The organism is Micromonospora reichwaldensis (genome assembly GCF_031845925.1).
Taxonomy (GTDB): domain Bacteria; phylum Actinomycetota; class Actinomycetes; order Mycobacteriales; family Micromonosporaceae; genus Micromonospora; species Micromonospora reichwaldensis.
Genome location: NZ_JAVRFL010000047.1, coordinates 21382 through 46447, shown reverse-complemented (window position 1 = coordinate 46447; position 25066 = coordinate 21382). Strand labels below are relative to the sequence as shown.

The window sequence follows — 25066 nt, the reverse complement described above, 5'->3', positions numbered from 1 at the left end:
CGGTCGGGGCCGGCGACGTACGCCGACGCCACGGCGTGGGCTGCGGGGTGGACGGGCCGGGGGGTGGCCCCGCCCCCGCCGGCCCGGGTCGACGCAGGTCGTCCTCGCCGTGGCGCGGTGCGTACGAAAGGGGCTCCGGTCAGGGGGTGCAGGCGGTGAGTTCGGGGCTGGACGGGGTGCCGGTGGAGGGCCCGAAGAAGAGCAACGCGCAGGCGCTGAAGAAGGTCGGGTTCTCCTCGGCGATCCAGTGGCCGGTGTCGGGGGCCACGACGGTGCGGACGTCGTCGGCCACCTGCTGGTAGGAGGCGGCGACGGCGGGTCCGAACACGGACTGGGCGCCCATGGCCATCACGGGAATGGTCAGGCGCTTCGACTGGGCGTGGGCCTGGTTGTCGGCGGCGTCGGCCTTGAACGCCCGGTAGTACTCGTATCCCGCCGTCCGCTTCGCGGGGTCGGAATACGCGCGGTAGTAGACGTTGCGGTCGATCGCCTCCGGATGTTGCGCGCGGTCGAAGAGCATTCCCAGATAGGTCGGGACGTCCTCGTTGTCCATGATGCGTTCCGGGATGGGCGCGGGTGAGGCGTTGAAGAGGAAGTGCCAGCTGATGCCGTAGAAGTTCTCCAGTCCGAATCCCGACAGCGGGCTTTCGACGACGCCGATCCGGGTGACCTCGGTGGGGAAGTCGCGGGCGTAGTTGTAGGCGACCATGGCGCCGAGGTCGTGACCGATCAGGGCCACCTGGGTGAAGCCGAGCTGGTTGACCGCCTGCCGGATCCGGCGCGCCGTGGTGGCCTTGTCGTAGCCGCCGGCGGGGGCGGTGGAGGCGCCCAGGCCGGGCAGGTCGAACGTGATCACGGTGTGCTGCCGGGCGAGGCTGGGCAGCACCTTGTGCCACACCCACGACGTCTGCGGCCAGCCGTGCAGCAGCACCAGCGGCGAGCCGCTCCCGCTGGTGGTGTAACGCAGGCTCGCGCCGTCGACCGTGACGTTGCCCTGGCGTACGGCGTGGCCGCCGACGGGCGCCGCGGCCGGCTCCGGCGGCGGCGCGGGGGCCACGGCCGCGGCACCCGCGCCCGCCCCGCCCACGAGCGCCAGCCCGAGCGCGGCCGCGACGGCGATCCGCCTGCCCCGACGACGCGAATCACTGCCGAAAGCTGTCTTCACCGCAGAACTCAACGCAGAAAATTGCATGGACACTTCGCTTTCCGTGAGTTGGCGACCGCATCGGACGGTCGGATCAAACAAAGCGGAAACGGCGGCGTTCGCAAGCGCGCCACGGATGCCGATCGAGCGGCTTCGGAAATGTTACAACGGATGTCAAGACGTCGATCGATTGTGGCGTTTCGGCAAAACTCTGCGGCCCGTGCCGTGGACACAAACGTCGATACCCGCTTACGCGCCGGACGCCCGGCGGTGACGACCGCGAACCACGCCTGCCGCCGGGGCGCTCCAGGGCCACAGTCGAGGGTCGCGACAGCTTTGCCGTGGCTCCACGGCGCGTGGCAGGATATCGGCCATGACAAGCGACGAGCAGGTGAAAGCCAGCCACCGTAACACCCCGACGAGCGACGCGTTCCGCGCTTTCATCGCCTCCGGCTGGGCCACTACGGATGCGGCACCTGTCCCGCGCGCGGAGGTCGCCGAGCACGCGGCCCGCCGCCGGGCGGCCTTGTCACGCCGGTTCCCGGGCGAGCGCCTCATCATCCCCGCCGGCGGCCTCAAGGTGCGCAGCAACGACACCGACTACACCTTCCGCCCGCACACGGCCTTCGCCTGGCTGACCGGTCTCGGGTTCGACACCGAGCCCGACAGCGTCCTGGTGCTGGACCCCAGGCCCGACGGCCACGAGGCGATCCTGTTCTTCCGGCCGCTCGCGCCGCGCGACAGCGAGGAGTTCTTCGCGGACTCCCGGTTCGGCGAGTTCTGGGTCGGACCCCGCCCGACGATGCGCGAGATCGAGCAGCGGCTGGGCATCGGCACCCGGCACATCGACTCGCTCCCGGACGTCCTGGCCAAGGACGCCGGCGCGACCGTGGTGCGCGTGGTGCGGGGGGCCGACGGCGAGCTCGCCCGGCTCGTCGACGAGACCCGGGCCCAGGCGGAGACGCCCGCGTCGGTCACGCAGCAGCACGAGGCGGACGAGGAGCTGGCCCGCCACCTGTCGGGGATGCGACTGTGCAAGGACGAGTGGGAGGTGGGCGAGATGCGCAAGGCGATCGCCGCCACCCACCGGGGCTTCGATGCCATCATCGCCGGGCTGCCCGAGGCCGTCGGCAAGGAGCGCGGCGAGCGGTGGGTCGAGGGTCTCTTCGGCCTGTACGCACGCCACGACGGCAACGGCATCGGCTACGAGACCATCTGCGCCTCCGGCGACCACGCCAACACCATCCACTGGACGAAGAACACCGGTCCGGTCCGCGAGGGCGACCTCATCCTGGTGGACGCCGGCGTCGAGGTCGACTCCCTCTACACCGCCGACATCACGCGCACCCTCCCGGTGACCGGTCGCTTCACCGACGTGCAGCGCAAGATCTACGAGGCGGTCCTGGAGGCGCAGGAGGCCGGCCTGGCGGCGGTCAAGCCGGGCAACAAGTTCAGCGACATCCACGCCGCCGCGAACGTGGTCATCGCCCGGCGGCTGCACGAGTGGGGGCTGCTGCCCGAGGGGGTGACCCTCGAGCAGACGCTGGACCGGGAGAGCGGCGGCTGGCACCGGCGGTGGATGGTCCACGGCACCTCCCACCACCTCGGCATGGACGTGCACGACTGCCAGATGCTGCTGCGTCAGGAGTACATGGACGGCGAGCTGAAGCCCGGGATGATCCTGACCGTCGAGCCCGGCCTGTACTTCAAGGCCGACGACCTGCTGGCGCCGGCGGAGTTCCGCGGCATCGGCGTCCGGATCGAGGACAACGTGCTGGTCACCGAGGACGGCCACGAGAACCTGTCGTCGGCCATGCCGCGTACCGCCGACGACGTCGAGGCCTGGATCGACCGGGTGCGCTCCGGCGCGGGTGCCTGAGCACCCCGCGACCGGCCGGCACGTGCGGGCGCGCAGCGCCCGGCCGTGCCGGCCCCACCGGCCGTCACACACCGCTGAGCCCGCCGGGCACCGTGATCCGGTGCCCGGCGGGCGGCGGTACGGCCGCGACGGCCCCACCCGGCCGGCGACGGGCGCTCAGCCGCCGTGGAAGGTGCAGCCGATCTTCGCGCCGCCGGCCATGCTGACCACCCCGACCCCCGGGTCGGTGCTGCCACGGACGAGGCAGCCGGCGTAGCCGTCCTCGTCGACGACGTCGCGGTCGGCCAGGTAGACCCCCCAGTTGAGGTAGAGGTCCCGCACGCCGCCCGCGCCGTCGGCGAACGGCTCGGCGGCGGGCCGGACCCGGCGTTGCAGCACGTACGGGCCGTCCAGCGCGGCGTCGAGCCGGGCCTGCCACTCGTCGCCGCCCACCGTCCACCCGGCGAGTACGCCGTTGCCCCCGTGCAGCAGCGTCGGCTTCAGGACCAGCTCGTCCTGCCGGGCGCGGGCGTAGGCGAGCAGGTCGACCTCGGCCCCCTCGGGATCGGTGCCGCGCGGGCGTACGTGCCGGGTCCACGGCAGGAGCCGGTCGACGCAGGCCAGCTCGTCGGCGTCGAACAGGCCCCGGTGCCGGTCGTCGGAGAGCATGGCCAGGGTGCCCTTGTTGCCGTAGAGCTCGGCGTCCAGGCGGCTGAACAGGCCGACCTTCTCCTGCTCCGCGGCGACCAGCAGCGGCTCCACCTGGGCCGCCGCCACCGGGTCGGCCAGGTCCTCGGGCAGGAAGTAGCGCACGACGACGTCGACGGCGCGGCCCGCCACGGTCGGCCGGCCCTGCGGGTACGTGAACTGGCCGAGGTGGCAGCCGATGCCCTCGATCCCGTACCCGGCGAGCAGCTCGGCGAACACCTCGAGCCGGCCGCCCACGATGGGGTAGTTCTCCGTCGTGTCCACCACGGCGACGACGGGCGGCCGGTCCGTGGGGATCATCGCGGCGCACTCGGCGTACATCATCCGCACGATGCAGCCCAGCGTGTCCGGGTACCGGAGCCCGTGCCGGTCCACGAACTCCCGCAGCGGCGGGTACGCGAGCATCGCCCGGTTGATGTCGGCGGACTCGAAGCCGCCGAGGGCGCTGGTGAGGTTGAACTCGAGCAGCCGGAACCCCGCGCCGTCGTGGTAGAGGTCGGCGCGGCCCAGCGGGACGAGCGACCCGGCGCGGGCGCCGCGCGTGATCAGCGCCGTCTGCCGGGGATCCATGCCGACGGCCTCGGCCAGGGCGGTGAGGTCCCCGTCGAACACCCGCTCCGGCAGGGCGCGCAGCAGGTCGTAGACGGTGCGCAGGTCCCGGGCGACGGCCCGGCACTCGCTCTCCGCCAGGAAGGCGGGGGCGCTCATGAACCGGTCCCGGTACGGCTCGAGGATGGCCGAGTCCAGGGCGGCGGCCGTCGGGTCGTCCGTCGACGCGCTCCGGGCGAGGTGCTCGGCGTACGCGCGGCCGAGTGGCGACCTGCTCACTGCGGGCGGCCGGGTGGTCGTCATGGTGTGTCCTCTCGGGGCGGGTGGCGCGTCCGGTTCAGGGCGGGCGGGGCCGGCAGGGGATGCGGCGGCGATGGTCGTCCGGCGCCGGTCGAGCTGCGTCGGCGGGTGGGCGGACGTGCCATTCCCTTCCTCTTTCGATCTGCCGATACACCGCCGTCGACAATTCGGCCGGACCGTCCGAAAATGCCGGCACGGTGGAGCTGACGAGGATAGTCGCAAATGGTCGTGGCGGCGTCGACGGCGCAGTGCCGTCGACGGCGGGCGACGGATCGGTGACCCGCCGGAGGACCGCGCGGGCAGCTCGGGCGTACGACCTGCCCGGAGGCCCTCCGGAGCGCCGCGAGCGAGTCGGTGACTGCCGCCGCGCATCGCCCGTTCGCGGGCTCTGTGACGGTTCACACTCCAGCCTGGACTGTCGCGAGAGTGACGTAACAGCCGGGTCCACTCGGCGTGGCCATCTGATAGCTTCGATGCCGACGGAACGCTGCGGCTGACGGAGCGCAACGGCCGCATTGATTGTCGCGCAGGTAAACGGGGGCTTCTTCGGTTAATACGTCGAGACTTCTGAGATCAAGGTATATGTCCGATTGTTGTTCGACTCGGCAATTCCGGCCGAATGGATTCGCCGAACGACTCCCGGTCACGACGTGTCCCGACATCCGCCCGGCGCACCCGTCTCCCGACTGTCCACCGACCGCGACGCCCCGAGGGCGGCCGCGCCGCCGTGGGCGTCGCGCGGGTCGTCCGGGCACCCGCACCCCGGAGCGGCACGGCGGGGCGGCGACGTCCGGCACGCCGACCCCGCGCGACCGACCCCTGTCGTGCCGCACGAGGTTCCGCCCGGGGCGCCGCGCACTTCGAATGGTGAGGACGACGTACTTGAGAACCTACGACCCGGTATCCGTGAGCCGCGCGACCCGTACCCGCCGATCCCTCGCCCGGCGGTCGTGGACCGGCCGGCTCCGGCGCCCTGGAGGCACGCCTTGAGTCTCACCGCGGACGTGACCGACGCCGAGGTCCGCGTCGTCGAACCCGCCACCGCCACCGTCGCCGTCATCGGCACCGGGGCGATCGGCCAGGACCTGATCAGCAAGATCCACCGATCCGCCCTGCTGGACTGCCGCCTGGTGGCCGGGCGCAATCCGGACTCGGCGGGCCTGCGGCACGCCGAGCGGTTCGGCTACCCCGTCAGCGCCGCCGGGATCGACGCCGTGCTGGCGGCGGGGGACGCGTTCGACGTCGTGTTCGACGCCACCAACGCGGCGTCGCACCTGCGCCACTGGTCGCTGCTGGAGCCGCTCGGCACGCTGGTGGTCGACATGACGCCCAGCCGGGTGGGCCGGATGGTGGTGCCGACCGTGACCGGGGTGGAGGCGACGACCGGGCGCAACATCAACCTGATCAGCTGCGGCGGCCAGGCGTCCATCCCGGTCGCGCACGCGCTCGCCGCCCGCTTCCCGGTGAGCTACATCGAGGTCGTCTCGACGGTGGCCAGCGACGTCGCGGGCCGCGGCACCCGGCTGAACCTCGACGAGTACGTGGCGACCACCCGGCACGCCGTCACGACGTTCTCCGGCGTGCGCGACGTCAAGGCCATCCTCAACATCAGCCCCGCGGTGCCGCCGGCGACGTTCCGGACGGCCGTGCACGCGCGGATCCCCGGCGCCGACGTCGCCGCGGTGCGCGCGGCAGTCGACCCGGTGGCCGAGCAGGTGCGGTCGTTCGCCCCCGGCTACGCGGTGACCGCCTGCACCGTGGTCGACGACCGGGTGACGGTCGCCCTCCAGGTCACCGCCCACAGCGACGTGCTGCCCCGGTACGCCGGCAACCTCGACATCATCAACTCGGCCGCCATCCTGGTCGCCGAGCAGCACGCGGCCCGGCTGGGCCGGACCGCCCGGACGGAGGCGGCCCGATGAGGAACGTCGTGATCCACGACCCGACGCTGCGCGACGGCCAGCACGCGGTCCGCCACCAGCTCGGGGCCGTCGCCCTGCGCCGTTACGCGGAGGCCGCGGACGCGGCGCGGATCCCGGTGGTCGAGGTCGGCCACGGCAACGGCCTCGGCGCGTCGTCCCTACAGGTCGGTCAGGCCGCGGTCAGCGACGACGAGATGCTGTCGACGGTCCGGGAGGCGCTGCGGCACAGCCGGATGGGCGTGTTCATGCTGCCGGGCTGGGGCACCTCCGACGACCTGCGGCGCGCGATCGGCCACGGCGCCGACGTCGTCCGCATCGGTGTGCACGCCACCGAGACGTCGCTGGCCGAGCGGCACCTCGACGTCCTGCGCGAGGCCGGCGCCGAGGCGCACTGCGTGCTGATGATGAGCCACATGGCGTCCCCCGCCGAACTGGCCGAGCACGCCGCGCAGGCCGTCGCGTACGGCGCGCAGGCGGTCGGGATCATGGACTCGGCGGGCCACTTCCTGCCCGCCGACGTCACCGCGCGGATCGGTGCGATCGTCGCGGCGGTCGACACGCCGGTGATCTTCCACGGCCACGACAACCTCGGCATGGCCGTCGCCAACTCGGTGGCCGCGGCGCAGGCCGGCGCCCTGATCATCGACGGTTGCGCGCGGGGCTTCGGCGCCGGGGCGGGCAACACCCAGCTCGAGGTGCTCGTCCCTGTGCTGGAGCGCAGCGGCTTCGCGACCGGCATCGACCTGTACGCGCTCCTCGACGCCGCCGACCTCGCGGAACGCGAGCTGATGCCCGCACCTCCCATCACCGCCTCGATGTCCATCGTGAGCGGCCTGGCCGGGGTGTTCTCCGGGTTCAAGCACCGGGTGGTCGAGCTGTCCGGCCGCGCCGGCGTCGACGCGCGCGACGTGTTCTTCGAACTCGGCAGGCGACAGGCCATCGCCGGCCAGGAGGACCTGATCGTGGACGTGGTGGCGGAGTTGAGCGCCCGCAGGGCCAACGCGTGACCGGCCGCGCACCGCGGCCCTCAGCAGTGAGGAAAGGCGACATGGGAGTTCCGGACGCAGTGTCCAACGCGAACGGGTCGGCGGGCGTCCCCGTGGCCCGCATGACCTTCGACGAGTTCATGGCCGCCGGCCCCGGCGGCCTGTTCAAGGCCGACGTGCCCGTGGTGATCGCGCTGCCGCCCGACGTGCAGGGGCTCGGCCGCGACGGCGTGGCGAGCCGGCTGGCCGACATGACCGTCACCCTGTTCACCGAGCCGGGCGACAAGAACCACCCGGGGCGCTGGGAGACCCGCGACATCAAGCTGCGCGACTTCTTCGCCGACGAGCGCCACCTGACGACCCCGGGCACGTGGCACCGGGTGGTGTCGAACATCCGCAACAGCCCGGCCGACGTCAACGCCGTCATCGGCTTCGACGCGGACAAGTTCTTCGGCTACGGCGACTCGCTGTACGCGGCGAACCTGTGGATCAGCCACCGCGGTGTGTTCACCAAGAACCACTTCGACGAGTTCGAGAACTTCAACATCGCGCTGGAGGGCCGCAAGCGGTTCATCATCGCCCCGCCCGGTTCCCGCGAGTACTATCCGCGCTCGGTGCTGCGCGGGTTCGGGGACAAGTCCCAGGTCTTCGACCTGGACAACGTCGACCTGGTGCGCTTCCCGAGGGTGGCGCCCAAGCTGGCCCAGCGCCGTGACTTCGTCCTCGAACCGGGCCACATGCTCTACCTGCCGCTCGGCTGGTGGCACCAGGCCGAGTCGCTGGACGAGATGAACATCAACGTCAATTTCTGGCTGAAGTCGAAGAAGATCCTCCGCAGGCCGCACGCGCTCGGCGTCGCGCTGTACACGTACGCCTACCGGAGGGTCAAGGGTGTCTACAGCTACAAGCCCACCGAGGTGAACTCCTGATGAGCGAGCGCAAGTCCATCACCCCCACCCACCGCTACCGCAACAACGACAAGCTCATCGGTGTGGGGAACACCTTCTGGAACATGTCCGAGGAGCACGGGGTCGCCGGCATCGTCGGCGACCTCTCCGACGGCGTGTTCCGGATGGCCGACGGCCACGAGTTCGTCAACTTCACCGTCTGCTCCTACCTGGACCTGGACACCCACCCCAAGGTGATCGACGGGGCCGTCGCCGCGCTGCGCCGCTTCGGCGTGCTGGACCACTGCATCCCGCGCACCCGCGTCCAGACGTCGGTGCTGCTGGAGCTGGAGGAGTCGCTGGGCGAGCTGTTCGACGCCATGGTGATCAGCGCGATCTCCACGGCGGCGGCCAGCACCGGCCTGCTGCCGCTGATCGCGTCGGGGCACCTCGGCAACGGCACCCGCCCGCTGATGGTCTTCGACAAGAACGCCCACGTGTCGATGGCCAACGCCAAGCCGAACTGCGCCGACGAGACCGAGGTCGTCACCTGCCGCCACCACGACCTCGACTACCTCGAGGACATGTGCCGCACCTACGAACGCGTCTGCTACGTCGTGGACGGCTCGGACAGCCTCGGCGGCTACGCGCCCGTCGAGGAACTGGCCGTGCTCCAGGACAAGTACAACATGATGGTCTTCTACGACGACTCGCACTCGCTGTCGGCGTACGGCGAGCGCGGCATCGGCTACGTCCGCTCGCACTGCCCGGTGCGCGACGACCGCACCATCACCGTCGCGACCCTGAGCAAGGGCTTCGGGGCGGGCGGCACGGCGATCCTGCTCGACGGCTTCCCCAAGGAGACGCGGCGGATCGTCGAACGCTTCGCGGGGCCCCTGGGCTACTCGCAGAAGATGAACGCCGCCGCCGTGGGCGCCGCGCTCGCCTCGGCGGAGATCCACCGCACCGAGGAGCTCACCCGGTTGCAGGGGCGGCTGCGGGCCAACATCGCGCTGTTCGACTCGCTGCTGGCCACCGAACAGTCCGGCAGCACGTACCCGATCCGGGTGGTGCCGATGAGCGACGAGACCGTCGTCGAGGCGGCCCAGCGGGTCTTCGCGGCCGGGTTCTACACCTCGCCGGTGTTCTTCCCGATCGTCGCCCGCGGCACCGCCGGCCTGCGGGTCATGCTGCGCGCGGGCCAGACCGAGGAGCAGATCACCAGGCTGTGCTCCGTGCTCGTCGAGGCGGGCGCCCGCCCGGCCGACGCGCGACCCGAGCCGGTGACCCGGTGACCGGCGCCGCGCGGGCGATCCCGCGCAGCATCCTCTACACCCCGGCGCTGTCGCTGGACCGGGTCGTCAAGGCGTGGTCCTACGACGCGGACGTGCACCTGATCGACCTGGAGGACTCCGTACCGGCGGCCGAGAAGCCGGCCGCGCGCACGGTGTGCCGGGCCGCGCTGGAGAAGGCGCCCCGGCCGGAGAACGTCGCGGTGCGCATCAACCAGCTGGGCAGCGTCGCGGCGGTGCAGGACCTGGTGGCCCTCACGGAGTGTTCGGTGCGGCCCGGCATCGTCATGATGACGATGGTGACGTCGGCGGCCGAGGTGGCCCTGCTGCGGCAGATCCTGGCCAGCGCGGACGCGCACCCGGAGATCTACGTGACGGTGGAGACGGTGGAGGCGGTCACGGAGATCGACGCGATCGCCGGGGCGAGCGACGGGCTGGTCCTCGGCTCGGCCGATCTGGCCGCCACGCTCGGGGTCGAGATCACCTGGGAGGCCATGCTCGCCGCCCGGCAGGCGATGGCACTGGCCTGCGCCCGGCACGGCACCGCCTGCATCGACACCGCCAACTTCCGGCTCGCCGAGCCGGCCGTCCTGGCGCAGGAGACCGCCCGGGTGCGGGCGCTCGGCTTCCACGGCAAGGCGACGGTGCACCCGGGCGAGCTCGACGAGATCAACCGGGTGCTGCGCCCCCAGGCCGACGACCTGCGCCTGGCGCGCAGGGTGGCCGACGCCGTACGGGCGGCCAACGGCGGGATCGCCGTGCTGGACGGCAACATGGTCGGCCCGCCGTTCGCCCGGATGGCCCGCGCCACCGTCTCGCGCGAGGACGCCTGGGCTGCCCGCTTCGGCACCGACGGAGCTGCCGGATGACCGGGCCGGTGACGGTCGACGCCGCACAGATGGCGGGCACGCCCCAGATGGTGCGGGTGATCGACGCGCTGGGCGAGATGTTCGCGGACCTGGTCGCCGGCCGGACCGACTCCCCGGCGCGCACCGTCATCGAGCACGGCCCCCAGCGGGTCCTGCTGGTCAGCCCCGCCGTCTGGGAGCGGCGCGGGGTGGGCAGCGTCAAGATCACCACGCTCACCCCCGACAACCCCGGCCGGGGCCTGCCGCTGATCCACGGGGTCGTCGCGTTGACGGACCTGACCACCGGGCAGATCACGGCCCTGCTCGACGGCGCGGAGCTGACCGCCGTGCGCACCGGTGCGGTCGCCGCCCTGGCGACCCGCTGGTGCGCCGCCGAGGACGCCGAGGACCTCGCGGTCATCGGGGCGGGGGTGCAGGCGCGGTCGCTGGTGCGCGCGGTGGCGGCGGTGCGCCGGATCCGCAGCGTACGGGTGTTCTCGCGGACCCGGGACCGGGCGGAGCAGTTCGCCGACTGGGTGCGCGACGCCGTGCCCCACCCCGTGCACGCGAGCGTCTGCGACAGCGCCAAGGCCGCCGTCGCCGACGCGGCGATCATCTGCACGGCGACCTCCACCAGCGACAACACGCCGCTGGTGGAGGCGGACTGGGTGGCGCCCGGGGCGCACGTCAACGTCATCGGCGGCACCCACCCGGACGCGATCGAACTCGACCCCGCCCTGCTGGCCGACGCCGTGGCGGTCGTCGAGGACCGCACCGCCGCGTTGGACGGCGCCGGTGAGGTGCGCGCCGCCCTGGCCGCCGGCCTGATCGGCGTGGACGACCTGCACGAGCTGGGCAGGCTGGTCACCGGCGGGGTGCGCGTCGGCGGGCGGACGTCCGTCCTGCGTACGGTCGGGATGGCCATCGAGGACACCGCCGCCGCGGTGGCGCTGCACGAGGGGGCGGCGCCCGTGGCGTAGGTCAGGCGGAGCTGTCCCGGCAGCGGACCATGAAGGAACGCTCGAAGACGATGACCGTCTCGCCGGTGGACTTCGTGCCCGTCGTCTCCACCGTGACGATGCCCTGGCCGGGCCGGGACCGGCTCAGGCGCTTGTCGAGGATGCGGCTGGTGGCGTACAACGTGTCGCCGACGAACACCGGCTCCCGCAGGCGGACCTTGTCCCAGCCGAGGTTGGCCACCGCCCGCGCCGACAGGGCCTGCACGGTCATGCCGCCGATCAGGCACAGGGTGATCCCGCTGTTGACGAGCACCCGCCCGTACTCGCTGCCCGCGCCGTAGTGCTCGTCGAAGTGCAGCGGGTGCTGGTTCATGGTGAGCAGGGTCAGCCAGGTGTTGTCGGTCTCGGAGATGGTGCGGCCCGGCCAGTGCCGGATCACCATGCCGGGCTCGAAGTCCTCGTAGTCCCCGCCGTGCTCTTCGCGGTACTCGTTGCCCTGAACATGACGCAAGGTCATCGGCGGTTCTCCCGTGTCGGAGGTGGACGAACCGACGCGGTCCCCGTCGGACGTGAATGTTAGTCTATGTCGATCATCGTTTCGGAGATACCGGCCCCGCGGCGAGCACGCACCGGCGCCGGCCCGACGTGCGATTCCGGGGAGGTCAGGTGACCGTGCGCGAGCATGTCGGCAGTGCGGGGCCGGCCGGGCATCCGTGGTTCGGCACCCACCGCGTGGCGCCGGCCGCGCCGGCGGAGACGATCCGCGGGATGCTCCGCCACGAGCTGCGGGACACGGGCTGGCCCTACCAGCGGCTGCTGCCGGCGGCACCGATCGCCATCCCGCGCGCGTCCTACGCCGAGATCTTCCGGGCGGCCGCCGCGCTGGTCGACCTGCTCCGCCGCACCGCCCTCGAGACGGCCCCCACCACGCAGGGCCGGCTGGCGGCCTACCGCATGCCGCAGAGCGAGGACCAGCTGTTCGTGCGGGACCCGTTCGTCGAGGAGCGCTATCCGGACTGCGTCGTGCGGCCGGACGTCGTCATCGGGCCGGACGGGCCCCAGTTCCTGGAGTTCAACGTCAGCGGCGCGCTCGGCGGCGTGGTGGAGACGCGCTGCCGCCTCGAGGTGTGGCGCAGGCTGCACGCCGACGCGGCGGGCAGGACCCCGTTCAGCTCCCCGGACCCGTTCGCCGTGCGCGCCGAGATGTACCGCGCGCTCTGCGCCGAGCTGGGGCTGGCGCCCAGGGTGGCCATCGTCGGCAGCGCCCGGGTCTACGGCGTGCAGAGCCGCTACTTCCAGTTGGAGGCCGACTACCTCAACAACCACGGCCTCACCGCCCGCTTCTTCGAGCCCGAGGAGCTGCCGGAGGCGTGGGACTGCCCGCCCCACCTGCGCTACCCGATCGGGCTGCGCAACTTCACCATCCCGGACTGGCTCGACGCCGGTCTCGACACCAGCTACGTGCAGGACGCGCTCGACAACGGCTGCCTGCTCGTGGGCACCCAGACGTCGACCTTCATGCACAGCAAGCTGACCATGGGCCTGCTCTCGGAGGGCCGGCCGTGGATGAGCGCGGCCGACCGGAGCCTCGTCGACAGGTACGTGCCGTGGACGCGGATCCTCGCGGACCGCCGCACCAGCCGGGCGGGTCGCGAGGTCGAGCTGCTCCCGTTCGTCGTGGCGAACCGGGACCTGCTGGTGCTCAAGGCGGGCCTGGGGGAGAGCGGCAAGCAGGTGGTCATCGGCGGCGAGGTCGACCAGGCGACGTGGGAGTCCGCCGTCGCCGAGGCCGCCGCCGACGGCACCAGCGTGGTGCAGGACTTCGTGGCGCCACGCACGTGCCGGGTCTCGCTCGTCGCCGACGGCGCCGACGAACCCCACGACGTCGAGGTCGCCCCGGTGATCGGGCCGCTGCTGTTCGGCGGCCGCGCGGCGGGCCTGTTCTGCCGCTACTACGGCGACGGCTCCGCCGGGATCGTCAGCGCCCGGGGGCGCGACAGCGGCTCCGACAACTGCATGGTGGCCGTCTGACCACACCGGACGCGTCGTCGTCCGCCGTGCGGCCCCGACGATAGGGGTTCGCGGCACGAATGAGGTGTTGTCGCGGTGCGGCCCCCGTGTCACGATCGCTGCCACCGCAAGCCCGTGCCGCGCGACCCCACGGTCGACCGGCGACCTGTCGGCCCGCCGCCGTCGAACCGAAGGGACCTGCCATGCCTGCCGATCCCGAGGTGCCCGGACCGCCGACCGGGTGGCAACCCGACCGGGCGGTGCCCGCGCTGATCTGGGCGGCCGCGCAACGACACGGCCACCGCACGGCCGTCGTCGGCGCGGACGCGGCACTGAGCTACGCCGAGCTGCGCCACGCCGTCGCGGGTCTCGCCGACGTGTTGCGGCGCCACGGTGCGACAGCCGCCCCGGTGGCCGTCCTGGCCGACCGGGGCGCCGCCCAGCTGGTGGCGTGCCTGGCCGCGCTGCATGCCGGGGCCGGCTACGCCTGCGTGGACGCCAACCAGCCCCGGGCCCGCGTCGAGAGCCAGCTGCGCGGCTGCGGGGCCGCCGTCGTGGTGACGGATCGCGACGACCCGCCGGTGTCCGGGCAGGTGGTGCTCGCCGTCGACCTGGCCGGCTGGATCGGCGCAGGGGCGGCGGCGGAGCGCGCCGGGGCGCTGGGCGGTCCGGCGCCGGTCGCGGGGGACCAGCTCGCCTACACCGTGTTCACGTCCGGCTCCACCGGCGTACCCAAGGTCGTCGAGATCCCCCACGCGGCCCTGGCCAACTACGCGGCCTTCGTCGCCCGGCTGGTCGACCCGGAACGGGCCGACGGCGAACGGCTGCGTTTCGCGTCGGTGACCAGCCTCGCGACGGACCTCGGGCACACCGCGGTCTTCCCGGCGCTCACCGGGGGAGACACGCTCCACCTGGTGCCCACCGAGACCGCGACGGACCCCGACGACTTCGCCGACTACCAGGACGAGCACCGCGTCGACGTCCTGAAGATCACCCCCTCGCACCTGGCGGCGCTGCTCGACGAGGCGGCGGAGCGGGCCCTGCCCCGCCGCCTGCTCATCGTCGGTGGCGAGGTGTGCCGGTGGGAGCTGGTGGACCAGGTCCGCGAGCTGTCGGACGTGCGGATGGTCAACCACTACGGCCCGACCGAGACCACCGTCGGCGCGCTCACCTTCGAGGTGCCGACCGACCCGGCGGCGCGCCCGGGCACCGCCACCGTGCCGATCGGCCGCCCGATCGACAACGCGCGGGTCGCCGTCGTCGACGCCGACCTGCGCCCGGTCGCGGCGGGCGTCGAGGGGGAGCTGCTGATCTTCGGCGCGGGGCTCGCCCGCGGCTACCGCGACGACCCCGCAACGACCGGCGAGGTGTTCCCGACCGACCATCCCGAAGGCCGGTGCTACCGCACGGGCGACCTGGTGACCCGCCACCCCGACGGACTGGTCGAGTTCCACGGCCGCCGCGACGGCCAGGTCAAGATCCGGGGCCACCGCGTCGAGCTGGGCGAGGTGGAGCAGGCGGTGCGCCGGTGCGCCGGGGTGCGCCGGGCGGCGGTGGTGCCGGTCGCCGGGACCGGCTCCGTCCCGCGCCTCGTCGCGTACGTCGTGCCGAGCGAGCCGCCCGGACCGACCGCCCGCGAGCTGCGCGACCAGCTCCGCGAGACGCTGCCCGACTACCTGCTGCCCGGCGCCGTGGTGTGCCTCGACGAGCTGCCCCGGACGCCGAGCGGGAAGCTGGACGTGCGCGCGTTGCCGGCACCCGGCCGGCCCGCCGCGCGACGGTAGCTCCCGACCCGGCCGCCCCGGGTCGGCAGGACGGGTCCGTGGGGCACGCCACCGCGCGTGGCGGCGACCGGGTGTCCGCCGGCCTCAGTCGGCGTGCGGGTCGAGTCCGAGCGCGACCCGCCCGATGTACGGGTAGCCGTCCAGCGATCCGAACGGCTGCATGAAGCCGCCCGCGCGGGCGTCGCGGTACAGCCGGGACAGGGGGTGCCGGCTGCTGAAGGACGCCCCGCCGCAGATCGTCATGGCCCGGTCGACCGTGCTCACCGCCGTACGGTTCGCCAGCAGCTTCGCGGTCTGCCACCCCCGTACGACGTCGCGGACGGCGGCCTCGGACCGCTGCGCCGGGTCGTCGGCGGCGAACAGGGCGTCCACCAGGCGTCCGGAGCGCTCCAGCACCCCCCGGGTGGCCGCCAGGTCGAGTTCCATGGTGGCGATCTCCCGCTGCACGGACGGGTGGTGTGCCGGCGCCGCCCGGCCGGGCTGGCGGGGCACCCGGGTGGCGTGTTCCACGGCGATCTGGAAGGCCGCCTCGGCGATCCCCAGTGAGGCCCCCAGCAGGGGGAAGTTGATCGCGCAGGAGCGCGCCAGGTCCTCCGGCGTCGGCGGGCCGAACGGCTCCCCGACCGTGACCCGGTCGGCGGGCACGACGCAGTCCTCCAGCAGGAGCCCGTGGCTGCCGGAGCCCCGCATGCCCAACGCGTCCCAGTCGCCGAGCACGGTCAGCCCGGGCGTGCCGGCCAGGACGACGGCCTCGGCGTGCCGCCACCCGCCGTCGGGATCGGCGACCCGAACGGCGACGTTGAACGAGTCCGCGACCGCCGAGTTGGTGACAAAGGTCTTGCGCCCGGTGACGACGTACTCGTCGCCCTTGCGGACGGCCTCGGTGAGCGCGCCGTTCCACGTCGCGCCCGGTTCGGTGGAGGCCCCGGCCATGATCAGGTCGGAGCCGCCCAACGCCTCCAGGATCGCGTCGAGCTGCGCCGCCCGGGCCTGGTCGCCGTCCGCCTCGGCCCGCTCCCACCGGCGGACCTGCCCCCAGACCGAGGCCATGTGCATGTTCGCGCAGATGGCCGTCGACCCGCAGCCCCGGGCCAGCCGGGAGACGGCCACCAGCACGTCGTGCAGGGAGCGGACCCCCAGCCCGCCGTGCCGGGTCGGGGCGCACGCGGCGAGCACCCCGCTGTCGCGCAGGTCGGCGAAGTTGTCGGCGACGAACGTGTTGTCCCGGTCGTGCCGGCCGGCCCGTTCGACGAGGGTGCCGACGTGGCCCTCGGCGAGGGAGACCAGCTCCCGGCCGGCGGCGGTCGTGGCGGTGAGTTCTCCGAACACCTACAGCATCCTCAGGATGGTGAGGAACTCCTCCGCCCGTTCGGCGTGGGGTTGCTGCGGGCCGTCGAAGCGGGCGCCGGTCTCCGTCGGCACCGGCGTCGGCAGCACCCTCGGGAACAGCGGGCCCCCGATGGGATCACCGGGCCGCAGGCCGTGTTCCCACAGCAGCGGCAGGACGGCGTGCTGCGGCTGGAAGGTGACGCCGTCGCCCACCCACCGGGAGACGAACGCCCGACGCTGCCGCTCGGGGCCGGTGCCGGTGGCGCCGTGCAACGCGGCCGGGTGGAACAGCACGATGTCGCCGGGCGTGAGGTCCCAACTCAGGATCTCGTGGTCGGACACGTCCGGCACCGCCTCGAGTTCCTCGCGCCGGCCGAGGTGGGTGGCCCCCGGGGTGATCGGCACGTAGCGCCGGCCCCAGCGGTGCGAACCGCGCACCACCTGCAGCGCGGCCGTGTCGGGGGTGCACGGGTCGAGGGGGATCCACATCGCGCACACCTGCTCGCCCGCGATCGGCCAGGAGCTGACGTCCTCGTGGAACGGCGTCGGGGCACCCGATCCTGCCGGCTTGGCGAAGATCTGGTCGTAGAAGGCGGTGATCGCGGTGGAGCCGAACAGCTGCTGGGCGATGCGCGCCGCGGGGGAGAAGAACATGAAGTCGCGGAAGCCGTCGTGGGTCTTCCACATGAAGGCGTCCCCGGCGAACCCGCCGCCACCCAGCAACGCGGTCGCCTGCGCCAGCACGGTCGGGTTGGCGAGCAGGTACTCGACGCCTTCGGCGATCCGGCCGAGCCACCTGTCGTCGATCATGCCGGAGAGCCGGACCACGCCGTCGGTGTGGAACGCGTCGATCTCGGCCCGGGTCAGGTCGCGCGGTGGCGCCTCGGGAGGGCTGATGTCCATGTGCGGGGTCTCCGTCAGGGAAGGCGTCGCCAGTGGGCGCCGAAGAGGGTCTCCTCGTCCGGCAGGCTGACCGGCAGGGGATGTGAGACGTAGGTGTAGTTGAGGAAGTCGCGCCAGGTCACGTTCTCCGACCGGGAGCAACCGCCCCAGCTGCCGCTGGCGATGACCTGGGTGAACGGCATCCCGTTGTCGAAGCTGCCGCTGTTGCCCACGGCGGTCGACTGGTTGACCATCACCCGTCCGGCGCGGGCCCGCTCGGCCAGCCTGACCACCCGGTCGGGCCGGTCGGTGTGGATGCCGCAGCTGTGGCCCTGCCCGATCCGGCCCAGCAGCGTCTCCACCGCGGCCAGCGCGTCGTCGAAGGCGCTGAACGTCGACACGGTGAAGACCGGCGCCAGCTTCTCGCCGAGCATCGGGTCGTCGAGCGCCGGGACACCGCCGGGCGCCAGGGGCGGCAGCTGGGCCACCAGGGCGGTGGTCTTGGTCGGCTCGGCCAGGTCGATCCCGGCGGCGGCGGCGAGCGCCGCGGCGGGTCGACCGACCGCGTCGCGGTTGAGCCCCCGCCCGTCCGGCCAGAGCAGCGTACGCAGCCGTGCCGTCTCGGCCGGGTCGCACAGGTGGGCGCCCTGCCGGGCCAGCTGGTCGAGGAAGGCGGCCGCGATCCCGGCGTCCACCAGCACGTTGCTCTCCGACGAGCAGGAGGTGCCGTTGTTGAAGCTGCCGCCCAGCACGATCAGCTCCGCCGCGGCGGCCACGTCGGCCGAGTCGTCCACGATCACCGCCGGGTTGCCGACGCCCGCGCTGATCGCCGGGGTGCCGCTGCGGTACGCCCGGCGTACCGTGCCGGGCCCGCCGGCGGCGATCACCAGGTCGGCGGCGGCCATCAGGGCCTCGGTGGTCTGCCGGTCGGTGACCGGCAGGCACTGGATGAGGTCCGGCGGGGCGCCGACCGTCTCCAGGGCCCGACGCAGCAGCTCGACGGTGCGGGCCGCGGAGTGCCGGGCCCGGGGGTTGGGGGTGATGACCACCGCGTTGCGGGTCTTCAGCATCGGCAGGGCGTTGCCGACCACCCCGGAGCAGGGCGCGGTGGCGGGGCTGGCCACCGCGATCACCCCGACGGGCTTGGCCAGCTTGCGCAGGCCACGCTCCGGCAGCTCCTCGATGATCCCGCTGGTGACGACGCCGTGCAGGTCACGCAGCGTGCCGAGGACCCGGCGCCGGTATAGCGTGAACAGGTGCTCCGGGTCGCCGAGGCCGGTCTCCCGGTAGGCGAGGTCGGCCAGCGACCGGGCGGTGTCCTCCTGGTAGGCCGCCCAGCCGAGGGCCGCGACCAGGTCGTCGACGCGGTCCTGCGGCCAGAACTCGACCTCCGCCTGGGCCCGGCGGGCGCGGGCCATGGTGGCCTCGACGTCGGGCCGGGCCTCCTCGGTGGACACCGTCGCGTCCCGGCGGCCCGGGGCCGGGGCGTCCGGCGCCGCGGTGAGCGTCACGGCCGCGTGGGCCTCGCGGAGGTCACCGCTGGACACTGGCGTGCTCCCGGGTCGAGGGCCGCGCCGATCGCAGCCGGCCGATGGTCTCCTCCAGCATGTCGTCGGTGACGGTGAGGGAGAGCCGCAGGTAGCCCGGCGCGCCCATCACCGAGGCCGGCAGCACCAGCAGGCCGCGCTCCTCGAGCAGGGCCGCGTGTGCCCAGTCGTCCGCGTCCGGCACCTGGGCCAGCAGGTAGAACGTTCCCTCGCTCGGTTGGACCTCGTACCCGGCCTCGCGCAGGGCGTCGACCAGCAGGTCGCGGCGCTGCTCGATCGGCTTGACCTGCAGCGCGTGCTGTTCCAGCTCGGGCAGGGCGAACAGCAGCGAGTTGTTGGGGAACGCCCAGCCGGTGGTGAGGCGGGCCACGGTCAGGGCCCGGCGGAGCACCGCCGGGTCGGGCATGGTCGGCGGGATCGCCACGTAGCCGACGCGCTCCCCGGGCAGCAGCAGCGTCTTGGTGTAGGTGTGCACCAGGAACGTGAACGGGTAGTGCGTCGCCGGGCTGGGACACGTCCGGCCGTCGAACACGATGCGCCGGTACGCCTCGTCGGACAGCAGGTAGATCGGCCGGCCGTTGCGGGTCGACGCTTCCCGCAGCACCTCGGCGAGCGCGGCGTACTCCTCGTCGGTGTAGACGGCGCCGGTCGGGTTGTTCGGGCTGTTGACGATGACGGCGCTGGTCCGGGGCGTGATCGCCGCCGCGACGAGTTCCGCGTCGAGTCGCCAGGAACCGGGGGTCAACGCCACCGGCCGGGGGACCGCGCCGACCGAGGCGATGATCGGCTCGTAGTAGAACCAGGCGGGGTCGAGGTAGACCACCTCGTCGCCCGGGTCGCAGACGCTGCGCAGGCAGATGGTCAGCCCCGCGAACGCCCCGTTGGTCAGGGCGACGTCGTCGGCGGTGAAGGGCAGGGCGAGTTCCCGGCTGAGGGTGGCCGCCACCGACTCCTGGGCCGGCGGGTGGTCCCGGGTGTAGGCGAACCAGTCGGTGTGCTGCGGGCTCAGGTGCCGTTGCAGGACCTCTACCAGGGCCGGCGCGGGAAACTCGTGCGGATCGCCGAAGGCGAGGTCGATCACGCCCGGGCCGCCGCGCAGCCGCGAGTAGGAGGACTGCTCGAGGTAGGCCCCCAAGCGCCGCCCGTACGCGTCGGTCGCGTCGGTCATCTGCCGACTTATCCGGTGCTCCATCCTGCTCCGATCTCCACCCTGATCCGTGGCCGGCGAGGTCGCCGGATTCACACCGTGGCGGGTTGTGCGGCGGGGACTCTTGCGGGCAGCTGACGCACCGACCGCGCGGAGAAGGTCGCGACGGTCACCAGACCGAGCACCCCGCCCGCGATGAGCAGCGTCTGGGCGACGCCGATCCGCTCGGCGACCGGGCCGACGACGGCCAGGCAGAGCGGGCCGAGCACGAACGAGCCCATGGCGTCGTACGAGCTGATCCGCGACAGCGCCTCGTTGGGCACGTGGTTCTGCAGGGCGGTGTCCCACAGGACCTCGAAGATGTCGACGCAGACGCCGTTGACGAGCATCGAGGCCGCGATCAGCCAGACCGGCGCCCCGGCCGCGATCAGCGCGAACGGCGGAAGGAAACCGAAGGTCGCCAGCACCGCCACCCGCATCGGCCGGCGGGGTCGGATCCGCATCGCCACGAGGCTGCCGCCGACCAGGCCCACGGCCTGCGCGGTGACGATCACCGACCAGGCGGTGACGCCGCCCAACTGCTCCTTGGCGGTCAGCGGGCCGAGCACGTAGATCGCCGAGAAGCAGCCGTTGACGAACGCGAACTGCACGACCACCAGCCAGACCCAGGACCGGGAGCTGAACTCCCGCCAGCCCTCCCGCAGGTCGGCGAGGATGGTGCTGGCGGCGGCCCGGGCGGGGTGCGACACTCGGACACCGGCCAGCAGCAGCGCGGAGCCGAGGAAGGTGGCGGCGGGGACCGCCAGCGCCCAGCCGGCGCCGAGGGCGGCCACGAGCACCCCGGCCAGGGCCGCGCCGCCGATGGTGGTGCTGTTGCGCGACAGCCGCAGCAGCGCGTTGGCCGACTGGAGCTGCTCCTGGGCCACCACCTGCGGCACGACGCCGCGGGAGGCCGGCAGGAAGAGCGCGGCGGCGGCGCCGTTGACGGCGGACAGGGCGATCACGACCGGCAGCGAGGGCCGGCCGCTGACGAACACCACGGTCAGGGCCGCCTGCGCGGCGAAGGCCAGCAGGTCGGAGCCCACCATCAGGCGGAAGCGGTTCATCCGGTCGGCGAGGACACCGCCGAACAGCAGCAGCGCGACCTGCGCCAGCGACCGGGCGGCGAGCACGAGGCCGAGGTCGGTGGCGGAGCCGCCGGGCGCGTCGAGGATGGCGAAGGCGAGCGCCACCGGGATCACGGCGCTGCCCAGCAGCGACAGCGTGCGGGCCAGGAACAGCATCCGGTACGACCGGTCGGCCAGGATCCGGAGGTCGTCGCGCACCTGGCATCACCTCCGGTCGGCCGGTCGGACGGGCTGCGTGCTGGCGCGCCGGCGGCGTCACAAGCGTGCCCATCATGTGGCAGGGAAACGGGTTGCCCAACCCCTAGGACTCGGAACAGATGTCGTGAATTGTGAGGTCAAACCCCTATTACCGCTCATCATGCTGACTAAGCGCTCAACCAGCCTGGTAGAGATCGAGGATCGGCACCCGCATCGGTGCGACGCTCGCGTCCGGTGGAGGCCCCGGACCGCGGCCGGATCACCGACGGACAACGGAGGACCAGTGGGACGGCAGGAGCATCCGGTCGCGAGTGACGTCACGCAACGCGTGGCGCGGCTGTCCAGTTCGGCGCGGGCGCTGCTCGACGAGCGGCTGCGCGCCAGCCGCTCCGATCCGGCACCCGCCAGCGCCGCCATCCCCCGCCTGGACGCCGCCGAGGCACCCCTGTCCTTCGCGCAGGAGCGGCTCTGGTTCATCGAACGGCTGGAGGACGACGCCGTCCACCACAACGACGCCACGCTGCTGATCCTGACCGGCTCGCTGGACCGGGACGCGCTGCGCCGGAGCATCGAGGAGGTCGTCCGCCGGCACGAGATCCTGCGTACCGCCTTCCGCCAGCTCGGCGAGCGGGTCGTGCAGGCCGTCACGCCGCCCGCCCCGCTGAGCATCGACGTGGTCGACCTGCCCGGCGCCACCGCGCGCCCCGACGACCCGGTCCTGCGGGCCGCCGTCGAGCGGGAGATGCGGGTCCCGCTCGACCTGGCCGCCGGCCAGAGCATGCGGGCGGTGCTCTACCGGATCGCCCCCGACGTGCACGTGCTCGGGGTCACCGTGCACCACCTCGTCTGCGACCTGTGGTCGTTCACCATCTTCTGCCGCGAGCTGGCCGCCGCGTACGCCGCCTTCGCCGCCGGCGCGGCGCCGGACCTGCCCGAGCTGCCGATCCAGTACGCCGACTATGCCGCCTGGCAGCGCACCGCGGTCGGCGAGGAACGGATGGCGGCCCACCTGCGCGAGCGCGTCACTGAGCTGGCCGGCGTGCCGCCCCTGCTCGCCCTGCCCACCAAGGGCCCACGCCCGGCGGTGCAGCAGTTCGTCGGCGCCTCCGAGTGGTTCCGGCTCGGCGCCGCCGACGCGGACCGGATCCGCGCCCTCGGACAGCGTCAGGGGGCCACCACCTACATGACCCTGCTCGCCGCCTTCACCGTGCTGCTCGCCCGGCACAGCGGGCAGCGGGACATGGTCGTCGCCAGCCCCATCGCGACGCGGGAACAGCACGAGCTGGAGCACCTCATCGGCTGCTTCCTGAACATGATCGTGGTACGCGCCGACCTGTCCGGCGAACCGACCTTCGCCGAGCTGGTGGGCCGGGTCAAGGCGGCCTCGCTGGACGCGTTCCGGCACCGCGACGTGCCGTTCGAGCGGCTCGTCGCCGCGTTGCAGCCGGAGCGCAGCCGCAGCCACCAGCCGCTCGCGCAGGTCGCCTTCGTGCTCCAGAACGTGCCCACCAGTCGGCTGGACCTGCCGGAGCTGCGGGTCGACGTGCACCAGATGGAGACCGGCCGGTCCCGGATGGACCTGACGGTGAAGATCACCGAGACGGCCGACGGGCTCATCGGTGAGTTCGAGTACGACACCAGCCTATTCACCGGCGAGTCCGTACGCGACATGGCCCGGCAGTTCGAGCTGCTGCTCGTCGAGGCGGCGCGGGAGCCCGACACGTGCGTGTGGCGGCTGCCGATGCTCGACGACGCGCAGCGGCACCGGATCCTGCACGAGTGGAACGACACCGCCGCCGACCTCGGCCCCGAGGCGCTCGTCCACCGCCTCGTCGAGGCGCAGGCGCGGCGTACGCCGGACGCGGTGGCGGTCGTCGAGGGCAACGTCCGCACGACGTACCGCGAACTCGACGAACGGGCCAACCGCCTGGCGCACCACCTGCGCGACCTCGGCGTCGGCGTGGAGGACCCGGTGGCGGTGTGCCTGCCCCGCTGCGCCGCCGAGGTGGTGGCGATCCTGGCGGTGCTGAAGGCCGGCGGCTACCACCTGCCGGTCAACCCGCGCGACCCGCAGGCCCGCCGGGACGCGCTGCTGGGGCAGGTCCGCCCGGCGGTCGCGATCTCCGCCGGGGACCTGTGCGACGAGGTGTGGAGCCCCGGCCGGCGGATCATCGACCTGGACGGGGAGTCGTCGCTCACCGCCACGTGTCCCGCCACCGACCCCGCCGTGCCGCTGCACCCGGACAACCTGGCCTACACCCTGTTCACCTCCGGCTCCACCGGGCAGCCCAAGGGCGTGCAGGTCACCCACCGTGGGTTCACCAACCGGATGCTGTGGGCACAGCGCAACTTCCCGCTCGGCCCGCACGACCGGGTGCTGCGCAAGGCGGCCTGCACCTTCGACGTCTCCCTGGACGAGCTGTTCCGGGCCCTGTTCAACGGCGCGGCCAGCGTGCTGATGCCCGAGACGGCGACCTTCGACCCGCGCCGGCTGGCGGCGGTGATCGCCCAGCACGGGGTGACCGACGCCGACTTCGCGCCGACCGCCCTGCGCGAGGTGCTGCTCACCGCCGACGCCGCGGACCTGAAGTCGCTGCGGCGGATCGTCTCGGGCGTGGAGGAACTCACCCCCGAGACGCAACGGCTGGTCTTCGACCGGCTCGACGTCACCATGTTCAACCTGTACGGCCCGACCGAGGTGTCGGTCTCCTGCACCGCCTGGCCGTGCGACCCCGACGACGAGCGGCCCTTCGTCCCGATCGGCCGGCCGATGGCCAACGTCCGGGTGTACGTGCTGGACGACGCGATGCAGCCCGTACCGCCGGGCGTGGCGGGGGAGGTGTACGTCGGCGGCGCCGGGCTGGCCCGGGGCTACCTCGACAACTCCGCCCTGACCGCGCAGCGGTTCCTGCCCGACCCGTTCGCCGACACGCCCGGCGCCCGCGTCTACCGCACCGGCGACCTGGCCCGGTTCGGGCCGGACGGCGTCCTGGAGTTCCTCGGCCGGGGCGACGGGCAGCTGAACCTGCGCGGCTACCGCATCGAGCCGGGCGAGGTGGAGTCCGCGCTGCGCCGCCACCCGGCGGTCCGCGAGGCCGCCGTCGTCGTACGCCGGGACCCGCCCGGCAGGGACGCCCGGCTGGTCGGCTACGTCGTCGGCGACGACCTGCCGGGCACCGCGGACCTGCGCGCCCACCTGCGCCGGCGGCTGCCGGACTACCTGGTGCCCGCCGCCTTCGTCAGCCTGCCCCGGCTGCCGCTGACCAACCACGGGAAGCTCGACGTCGCGGCGCTGCCACCGCCGGGCCAGGACGAGCCCGGCGCCGCCGGGGCCGACGGGCCGCGTGACGAGCGCGAGCGGGTGCTCCTGGACATCTGGTGCGACGTGCTCGGACGCGAGGGCATCGGCATCCACGACGACTTCTTCGACCTCGGCGGCGACTCCCTCACGGCCACCCGGATCGTGGCCCTGGCCGGCGCGAAGCTGGGGGCGGACGTCGAGGTGGCGGTCATCTTCGACGCGCCGACGGTCGCGGAGCTGGCCGCCCGGCTCGCCCCCGGGCAGCCGTGACCCCCGGTCCGACCCCTG

General features: G+C 73.2%; 18 protein-coding genes. 10 read left to right on the top strand and 8 right to left on the bottom strand.

Annotated elements, in window-relative coordinates:
* Positions 1-139: 139 nt before the first annotated feature.
* Positions 140-1165: an alpha/beta fold hydrolase gene (locus RM555_RS27985; RefSeq protein ID WP_311414522.1), complete on the bottom strand. Its 1026-nt coding sequence runs from the start codon at positions 1163-1165 to the stop codon at positions 140-142.
* A gap of 352 nt (positions 1166-1517) precedes the next feature.
* Between RM555_RS27985 and RM555_RS27980 the strand changes: the two genes are divergently transcribed.
* Complete coding sequence (locus tag RM555_RS27980; RefSeq protein ID WP_311414521.1) at positions 1518-3023, top strand: aminopeptidase P family protein; 1506 nt, start codon at positions 1518-1520, stop codon at positions 3021-3023.
* Positions 3024-3179: 156 nt separating this feature from the next.
* On the opposite strand, the gene RM555_RS27975 is transcribed toward RM555_RS27980, so the two are convergent.
* Positions 3180-4562, bottom strand: coding sequence for a hypothetical protein (locus RM555_RS27975; RefSeq protein ID WP_311414520.1), 1383 nt, complete (start codon positions 4560-4562; stop codon positions 3180-3182).
* 983 nt (positions 4563-5545) lie between these two features.
* Here RM555_RS27975 and RM555_RS27970 point away from each other — a divergent pair.
* The 6 genes from RM555_RS27970 (at position 5546) to RM555_RS27945 (ending at position 11474) form a co-directional block, all read left to right on the top strand.
* Positions 5546-6481 (top strand): acetaldehyde dehydrogenase (acetylating), encoded by a 936-nt coding sequence (locus RM555_RS27970; protein WP_311414519.1) that lies wholly within the window; start codon positions 5546-5548, stop codon positions 6479-6481.
* Entirely contained in the window at positions 6478-7488 is a 1011-nt protein-coding gene (gene dmpG, locus RM555_RS27965) for a 4-hydroxy-2-oxovalerate aldolase (protein WP_311414518.1), read from the top strand. The genes RM555_RS27970 and dmpG overlap by 4 nt, the downstream gene beginning before the upstream one ends.
* A 101-nt stretch (positions 7489-7589) precedes the next feature.
* On the top strand, positions 7590-8396 hold the full coding sequence (locus RM555_RS27960; RefSeq protein ID WP_311414524.1) for a cupin-like domain-containing protein: 807 nt from the start codon (positions 7590-7592) through the stop codon (positions 8394-8396).
* The gene (locus tag RM555_RS27955; protein WP_132239854.1) at positions 8396-9649 is read left to right on the top strand and encodes an 8-amino-7-oxononanoate synthase family protein; all 1254 of its coding nucleotides are present in this window, start codon (positions 8396-8398) and stop codon (positions 9647-9649) included. The genes RM555_RS27960 and RM555_RS27955 overlap by 1 nt, the downstream gene beginning before the upstream one ends.
* On the top strand, positions 9646-10515 hold the full coding sequence (locus RM555_RS27950) for an HpcH/HpaI aldolase/citrate lyase family protein (RefSeq protein ID WP_151454060.1): 870 nt from the start codon (positions 9646-9648) through the stop codon (positions 10513-10515). Before RM555_RS27955 ends, RM555_RS27950 begins: the two co-directional genes overlap by 4 nt.
* Complete coding sequence (locus tag RM555_RS27945; RefSeq protein ID WP_311414517.1) at positions 10512-11474, top strand: ornithine cyclodeaminase family protein; 963 nt, start codon at positions 10512-10514, stop codon at positions 11472-11474. Before RM555_RS27950 ends, RM555_RS27945 begins: the two co-directional genes overlap by 4 nt.
* 1 nt (position 11475) lies before the next feature.
* On the opposite strand, the gene RM555_RS27940 is transcribed toward RM555_RS27945, so the two are convergent.
* Positions 11476-11970 (bottom strand): MaoC family dehydratase, encoded by a 495-nt coding sequence (locus RM555_RS27940; RefSeq protein WP_132239857.1) that lies wholly within the window; start codon positions 11968-11970, stop codon positions 11476-11478.
* 155 nt (positions 11971-12125) lie between these two features.
* On the opposite strand from RM555_RS27940, the gene RM555_RS27935 reads away from it, so the two are divergent.
* Positions 12126-13484, top strand: coding sequence for a hypothetical protein (locus RM555_RS27935; RefSeq protein WP_311414523.1), 1359 nt, complete (start codon positions 12126-12128; stop codon positions 13482-13484).
* Between the two features lie 182 nt (positions 13485-13666).
* Positions 13667-15247, top strand: coding sequence for an amino acid adenylation domain-containing protein (locus RM555_RS27930; protein WP_311414516.1), 1581 nt, complete (start codon positions 13667-13669; stop codon positions 15245-15247).
* Positions 15248-15331: 84 nt separating this feature from the next.
* Here RM555_RS27930 and RM555_RS27925 read toward each other — a convergent pair whose 3' ends face one another.
* The 5 genes from RM555_RS27925 to RM555_RS27905 all read right to left on the bottom strand — a co-directional run bounded on the left by RM555_RS27925 (position 15332) and on the right by RM555_RS27905 (position 21477).
* Entirely contained in the window at positions 15332-16576 is a 1245-nt protein-coding gene (locus RM555_RS27925) for an acyl-CoA dehydrogenase family protein (protein WP_311414515.1), read from the bottom strand.
* Positions 16577-17479: a phytanoyl-CoA dioxygenase family protein gene (locus RM555_RS27920; RefSeq protein WP_311414514.1), complete on the bottom strand. Its 903-nt coding sequence runs from the start codon at positions 17477-17479 to the stop codon at positions 16577-16579.
* Between the two features lie 14 nt (positions 17480-17493).
* Positions 17494-19005, bottom strand: coding sequence for an aldehyde dehydrogenase family protein (locus RM555_RS27915; protein ID WP_311414513.1), 1512 nt, complete (start codon positions 19003-19005; stop codon positions 17494-17496).
* On the bottom strand, positions 18992-20173 hold the full coding sequence (locus RM555_RS27910; protein WP_311414512.1) for an aminotransferase class I/II-fold pyridoxal phosphate-dependent enzyme: 1182 nt from the start codon (positions 20171-20173) through the stop codon (positions 18992-18994). Before RM555_RS27910 ends, RM555_RS27915 begins: the two co-directional genes overlap by 14 nt.
* 71 nt (positions 20174-20244) lie before the next feature.
* Positions 20245-21477: an MFS transporter gene (locus tag RM555_RS27905; RefSeq protein ID WP_311414511.1), complete on the bottom strand. Its 1233-nt coding sequence runs from the start codon at positions 21475-21477 to the stop codon at positions 20245-20247.
* A 283-nt stretch (positions 21478-21760) separates the two neighbouring features.
* Here RM555_RS27905 and RM555_RS27900 point away from each other — a divergent pair, with 283 nt between their 5' ends.
* Positions 21761-25048 carry a non-ribosomal peptide synthetase gene (locus RM555_RS27900; RefSeq protein ID WP_311414510.1) on the top strand — a complete coding sequence of 1096 codons (3288 nt, stop codon included), beginning with the start codon at positions 21761-21763 and terminating at the stop codon, positions 25046-25048.
* Positions 25049-25066: the final 18 nt, after the last annotated feature.